Source organism: Arthrobacter sp. AFG20, from assembly GCF_002892795.1.
GTDB lineage: Bacteria > Actinomycetota > Actinomycetes > Actinomycetales > Micrococcaceae > Arthrobacter.
In genome coordinates this window covers 36,027-42,026 of the sequence record NZ_PJMC01000028.1, presented here as the reverse complement: position 1 = coordinate 42,026, position 6,000 = coordinate 36,027, and the positions used below count along the sequence as shown (strand labels likewise).

The window sequence follows — 6,000 nt, the reverse complement described above, 5'->3', positions numbered from 1 at the left end:
CCATGGGATCCATGGTGTCGCTCATGATCGGTCCTCCCCGCCAGGCAACGCCCGGCGTGTCAGGCCAACCACGGATCCACCGTTATTCAGACAGTCCCAGACACGTCGTTATCAGTCGGTTTTAGGGCCTTGCTGTTGCGATGGTTGCGAGGTCGCGACGGAAGGTTTCGGGCTCTTTGTCGAGGGGGAGGTCGGTAGTGTCTTCGGCAGCGTCGAGGGATTCGCTTGAGTCCGGCGTGAGTGAGGCGAAGACGGTGGTGAGGTGGTCTTGTTCGGGTCCATGGTCGGCGATGAGCTCGAAGGTTTTGTGGTTGGCGGCACCGATATGAAGGCTGTCGATGAGGACGCGGGCGATTTGGTCCCGGGCGATAACGCCGTCTTTGGGTGAGCCGGACTGTCGTTTGTCGCCTGAAGCATGACGATCTTCCGCTGGTCGGGCAGGTTGTTGTCGAACCAGCCGGGCCGCACGATCGTGTACGGGTTGCCGCTGGCACGGACAAGCCGCTCACTGCGCAGCTTCCACTGGGCGTAGGCGACGCCGGGCCGGGTGGTGCCGATAGCCGTCATGAGGGCGATGTGGACCGGGCGACTGCCGTCCAGCGTCTTGAGGACGTTCGCGACGCCGGCGTAGTCGTTATCCCGCACGTCGCGTTCTGTTGTGGTGGACCCGTGGGTGAACACGATCGCCCCGACCCCGTCGAGGGCTGGACCGAGAGTTTCAGGACGGTTCAGGTCGCCGATCACAAGGTCCACGCTATCGGGAAGGACGCGGGCGGCGCGGGTCTGGTCGCGCACGAGCGCCCGGACGGCGTGGCCCTGCCGCAGAGCTTCCGCTGCCGCAGGGCGTCCGATGCTGCCGGTGGCACCCACGATGAGCACGGTGGAGGGACGGGGGTTCATTTCTTCTCCTTGAGAGGTATCTCTGTGGTGTCGCGCTGGGTGGCGACCCAGCTGGCGAGGACTTTCAGGGCGTCCTCTGAAGGTGTCCCGGGATCTGCGGTGTAGACGTTGATGCGCAGTCCGGGGTCCGCGGGAAGTTCCAGTGCTTCGAAGCTGAGGTCCATATCGCCCACGATCGGGTGGTGGAGCCGCTTGCGGCCGGTGCGGTGGTGCTTCACGTCGTGCCGCGCCCACCGGATGCGGAACTCCTCGCTGCGGGTTGAGAGTTCACCGATCAGGTCCGTGAGGTCCTTGTCGTAGGGGTTTTTCCCGGCCGCGGAGCGCAGGACCGCGACGACGTCGTCTGCTGCACGTTCCCAGTCTGTGAAGAATTCCCGCGCTTTTGGGTTCAGGAAGGTGAAGCGTGCGCTGTTAGGCGGGGTGGTTGCTTCTGCCATCATGTCCAGATAGAGCGCATGGCCGAGTTCGTTGGCGGCGAGGACATCGCCGCGGTCGTTGCGGACCCAGGCCGGGGCCGTCGCGATCGCATCAATGACGCGTTGCACGCTCGGCCGCACTGTTTGCGGGATGCGCTTGCGCCGCACCCGGGGGGAAGCGATGGCGGCGCGGGCGAGGTCAAAAAGGTGGGCCGTTTCGGCGTCGTCAAGCTTCAAGGCCCGTCCGAGTGCTTCGAGGACGCTGTCGGAGGCGCCGGAGAGGTTTCCGCGCTCAAGGCGTATGTAGTAATCGATGCTCATCCCGGCGAGCATGGCGACTTCCTCGCGGCGCAGCCCGGTGACGCGCCGGTTTCCGCCGTAGGCCGGCAGACCGGCCTCCTCGGGGGTGATCCTTGCCCGGCGGGAGGTCAAGAATTTCCGCACGTCGTCACTGTGTGTCATGGCATCCACGCTACGCGCGGCGTCGGGAGCGAGGGAGGCACTGGCGTTACCCGGAACAGCCGTGACTCCCGGAGCGTAAGGAACCACGGTTGCATTGAAGGCATGAAACCTGCACCCACAACGGCTTCCCACCCGGCAGCGATCCTGGCGATTATCCTCGTCAGCTACTTCATGATCCTGCTGGACAATTCGGTCATCTTCACTGCCCTGCCGAGCCTGCAGGAAGACCTGCAGCTGAGTACCGGTGAGCTCTCCTGGGTCCAAGATGCGTACACGCTGGTCTTCGGCGGCCTGCTGCTCCTAGGCGCCCGTGCCGGCGATCTGCTCGGACGCCGGCGGGTTTTCGTGTTCGGGCTGGTGGTGTTCTCAATCGCATCACTGCTGATCGGCCTGGCACCGGCAGGGTGGTGGGCGATCGCCGGCCGCGCCGTGCAGGGTATTGGGGCTTCGATCGTCGCGCCCGCTTCGCTATCCTTACTCACGGCGAGTTTCCCGGAGGGCCGTGAGCGCACCCGGGCGGTGACCCTGTATGGCGCAACCGCAGGGATTGGCGCCAGCCTCGGCCTGGTCATGGGCGGTGCATTGGCCCATTGGACCTCCTGGCGGGCCGGGTTCTTCGTGAATGTCCCCATCGGCGTCGCGATGATCGCACTCGCCCCACGCTTCATCCCGGAAACCGGCCGGGCCCGCGGCCGCTTCGACCTACTCGGTGCGCTCAGCGCCACCCTGGGAGTGGGCGGTCTCGTATTCGGCATCATCAACACCATCGATGCGGGATGGAGCTCGCCTGTTACGCTCACAGCCGTCAGCGCCGGTGTCGTGCTCCTGGGCGTGTTCGTACTGACTGAGCGCCGGGCGGCCCAGCCGATCATGCCGCTGCGGCTGTTTGCGAGCCGCCGTCGCACAGGCGCTTATGTGGCGCGCTTCCTGTACCTGGGCGCGATGATCGGGTTCTTCTTCTTCACCACCCAGTTCATGCAGGAAGTACTGGGCTTTGACCCGCTGCAGGCCGGCATCGGCTTCCTCCCAATGACGGCGGTCAACTTCGTGGTCGCGATGAGCATCCCCCGGCTGACGGGGCGGATGCCGGGTTCCATTCCGCTCGTGGCAGGCATCCTGATCACTCTTGCCGGGATGTTCTGGCTCAGCCGCGTCGGAGTCGACTCCGCATACCTGACCGGGGTGGCTTTGCCTATGATTCTCATCGGCGCCGGCCAGGGCCTCGCATTCGCGCCACTGACCTCCTTCGGCATCATCGGCGCCCCGCCCTCCGACGCCGGGGCAGCATCGGGCCTCGTGAACACCTTCCACCAGATCGGCACCTGCCTCGGCCTCGGCATCGCCGTGGCCGCCGCAGCCACCGTCCCGGCCACGGGTTCTGCCGCAGCGCACCTGGCCGCCGAGGTCAGCGCCGCACTCACGACAGGCAGCGTCCTGCTGCTCCTCGCCCTGGGCGTCACCGCGGCCCTCATCCTGCCCGCAGACGTCGCGGCACGGCGAACCGCGACGCTGCCGGGGCGTACCCCGCAGCCCGAGTCCGCACGGTGAAACTGCTCGGTAGCCGGCTACGGACCAATCTTCCCCTCAACCCAAGCGCTCAATAAGACAAAGGAAGAAACACGCAAGCTCGGCAACGGCATCGAGACATCAGCCATTGTCCTCGGCTGTATGGGCCTGAGTTTCGGTCTCGGCCCCGCCACCGACCGGACGACCGCGACCACTAACCGGCAGATCATGACGCGGCGGGGTGGCACCCTCGCAGGGCGCCACACCCGCCGAAAGAGGGGGGTAGTAACGTGCCCTCCCTTAATCTCCCTCATCTGAATACGTTGAAAGGCATGGACATGGAACTTTCACTGAACAACGGCGTCACGATGCCCGCCCTCGGGCTGGGCGTCTTCCAAAGCACCCCGGAGCAGACGACGGCGGCGGTCGAGGCCGCGCTTGCTGCCGGCTATCGGCACATCGACACCGCCGCCGCCTACGGCAACGAACGGGAGGTCGGGGAAGGTATCCGCCGTTCCGGCATCGACCGTTCCGACGCCTTCATTGAGACCAAGGTCTGGGTCAGCGACTACGGCTACGACCAGACGCTGCACGCCTGGGATAAAGCTGCCGGCAAGCTGGGCGTCGACTACCTGGACCTGCTCATCCTGCACCAGCCTGCCCCCGACCGGTTCGAAAAAACCATCGCCGCATACAAGGCGCTGGAGACCCTGCTCGCCGACGGGCGCGTGCGGGCGATCGGCGTCAGCAACTTCATGCCCCACCACCTGAAGCAGCTGCTCGCAGAGACTTACATCATCCCGGCGGTCAACCAGATCGAGCTGCACCCCTACTTCACCCAGCCCGACGTCCAGACAGCCGACGCGCAGCACGGCATCCTTACCCAGGCCTGGTCCCCGATCGGCGGCATCACCTTCTACCCCGGGTGGGGCGAGGACCGCCGGAACGTGATGGAAGACCCCGCGATCGCCGCCATCGGGGAAGCGCACGGCAAGACCCCTGCCCAGGTCATGCTCCGCTGGCACCTGCAGCAGGGCCGCTCAGCCATCCCGAAATCAACCAACCCGGCACGCATCGCCGAAAACTTCGACGTCTTCGACTTCGGACTCAGCGCCGACGAACTCGCCACCATCGACGCGCTCGACACCGGCGTGCGCAACGGACCGGACCCCGACCAAGCCCGCGAAGAGCGCTTCGCCATGGTCATCCCCGAAGCCTAAGAAAGAAGGAACCAGCATGGAATACCGCCCACTTGGCCGCACCGGCGTGCAGGTCAGTACCTTATGCCTCGGCGCGATGATGTTCGGCCCCTGGGGCAACAACGACACCGCCGACTCCACCCGCATCATCCACCGCGCCCTCGACGCCGGGATCAACTTCATCGACACCGCCGACGTCTACTCAGGCGGTGCATCCGAGGAAATTGTCGGTCAGGCACTGGAAGGCCGGCGAGACGACGTGTTCCTCGCCACCAAGTTCTTCATGCCCATGAGCGAGGACCCGAACCAGCGCGGAGGATCCCGCCGCTGGATCATCCGCGAAGTCGAAAACTCCCTCCGCCGCCTGAACACCGACTACATCGACCTGTACCAGGTCCACCGGCCCAGCCCCGACACGGACGTGGAGGAGACCCTCGGCGCGCTCACCGACCTCGTCCGCCAGGGCAAGGTACGGTACATCGGTTCGTCGTCGTACTCCGGATCCCAGATCGTGGAGGCCCAGTGGGCATCGCGTGAACGCAACCTGCAGCGGTTCGTTACCGAGGAGCCGCCCTACTCGATTCTCGTCCGCGGCATCGAAGAGGACATCCTCCCGACAGTGCAGCGCCACGGCATGGGCACCCTGACCTACAGCCCGCTCAGCGGCGGCTGGCTCTCTGGACGCTGGCGCAAAGACTCAGCCTCCGCACCTACCTCGTCCGCGCGTCCCAACGCCCGGTTCGACATGACGAGCCCGGCGAACCAGCGCAAGCTCGACATCGTCGAGGAACTCGCCCGGCTCGCCGAACAGGCCGGCATGAGCCTCATCGAGCTAGCGATAGCGTTCGTGATCAATCATCCCGGCGTCACTTCCGCGATCGTCGGACCGCGCACCATGGAGCAGCTGGAGTCCTACCTGCCCGCGGCCGACATCACTCTGTCCGCCGACGTGCTGGACCGCATCGACAAGCTCGTCGCACCCGGAGTGACCGTCAACCCTGACGACAACAGCTACGGCGCCCACGAACTAATGCCGCAGGCACGCCGACGGAACCAACCGTGACCGCCGAGGAGATTGAAGCCTCCATGAGGCCATGTTCGAGGCGATGGTGGCCGGGGACGTTGCGGAGCTGGACGGCATCCTTTCGGAGGACTTCACCCTGACGCACATGACCGGATACGTGCAGTCAATGGCGGAATGGCTCGAGGCTATCGAATCCGGCCAGATGCGGTACCACCGGATAGAAACGGTCGAGGCCACCCTCAGCACGGAAGGCACCGTGACCGCGCTGACCGCCCGCACACGTACCGACGCCACTATCTGGGGATCCAGAGCCACTTGGCGCCTGACGTTGCACTCCTTGTTCGAGCCGCACGGGGACGACTGGGTCATCACAGGCACCGTCGCATCAACCTGGTAACCCCCCGGACACCGGCTGCCCAGCCTTCCGACACAGCAACAGACCACACAGAATCGAAAGGAAATGCCATGGAAGGCCCGGAAACCGTCGTACTCC

Annotated in this window: 6 protein-coding genes; 4 read left to right on the top strand and 2 right to left on the bottom strand. The window is 65.4% G+C overall.

Annotation, left to right across the window (positions count from 1 at the left end; all coding sequences use genetic code 11):
• Window positions 1-111: 111 nt before the first annotated feature.
• A complete protein-coding gene (locus CXZ05_RS21645) occupies window positions 112-900 on the bottom strand; it encodes an SDR family oxidoreductase (RefSeq protein ID WP_219726580.1) in 789 nt (262 codons plus the stop codon).
• Complete coding sequence (locus CXZ05_RS21640; RefSeq protein ID WP_102974516.1) at window positions 897-1,778, bottom strand: helix-turn-helix transcriptional regulator; 882 nt, start codon at window positions 1,776-1,778, stop codon at window positions 897-899. Before CXZ05_RS21640 ends, CXZ05_RS21645 begins: the two co-directional genes overlap by 4 nt.
• A 102-nt stretch (window positions 1,779-1,880) precedes the next feature.
• Between CXZ05_RS21640 and CXZ05_RS21635 the strand changes: the two genes are divergently transcribed.
• From CXZ05_RS21635 to CXZ05_RS21620, 4 genes are all read left to right on the top strand, one after another.
• Window positions 1,881-3,326, top strand: coding sequence for an MFS transporter (locus CXZ05_RS21635; RefSeq protein WP_102974515.1), 1,446 nt, complete (start codon window positions 1,881-1,883; stop codon window positions 3,324-3,326).
• A 296-nt stretch (window positions 3,327-3,622) separates the two neighbouring features.
• A complete protein-coding gene (locus CXZ05_RS21630; RefSeq protein WP_102974519.1) occupies window positions 3,623-4,504 on the top strand; it encodes an aldo/keto reductase in 882 nt (293 codons plus the stop codon).
• A 16-nt stretch (window positions 4,505-4,520) separates the two neighbouring features.
• Entirely contained in the window at window positions 4,521-5,546 is a 1,026-nt protein-coding gene (locus CXZ05_RS21625) for an aldo/keto reductase (RefSeq protein ID WP_102974514.1), read from the top strand.
• Window positions 5,547-5,577: 31 nt separating this feature from the next.
• Window positions 5,578-5,904, top strand: a complete 327-nt coding sequence (locus CXZ05_RS21620) for a nuclear transport factor 2 family protein (protein ID WP_102974513.1) — start codon at window positions 5,578-5,580, stop codon at window positions 5,902-5,904.
• Window positions 5,905-6,000 lie beyond the last annotated feature (96 nt).

Coding starts and splice junctions, on each gene's coding strand:
- CXZ05_RS21645 (WP_219726580.1), bottom strand. CDS start 900: ATGAACCCCCGTCCCTCCACCGTGCTCATCGTGGGTGCCACCGGCAGC.
- CXZ05_RS21640 (WP_102974516.1), bottom strand. CDS start 1,778: ATGACACACAGTGACGACGTGCGGAAATTCTTGACCTCCCGCCGGGCA.
- CXZ05_RS21635 (WP_102974515.1), top strand. CDS start 1,881: ATGAAACCTGCACCCACAACGGCTTCCCACCCGGCAGCGATCCTGGCG.
- CXZ05_RS21630 (WP_102974519.1), top strand. CDS start 3,623: ATGGAACTTTCACTGAACAACGGCGTCACGATGCCCGCCCTCGGGCTG.
- CXZ05_RS21625 (WP_102974514.1), top strand. CDS start 4,521: ATGGAATACCGCCCACTTGGCCGCACCGGCGTGCAGGTCAGTACCTTA.
- CXZ05_RS21620 (WP_102974513.1), top strand. CDS start 5,578: ATGTTCGAGGCGATGGTGGCCGGGGACGTTGCGGAGCTGGACGGCATC.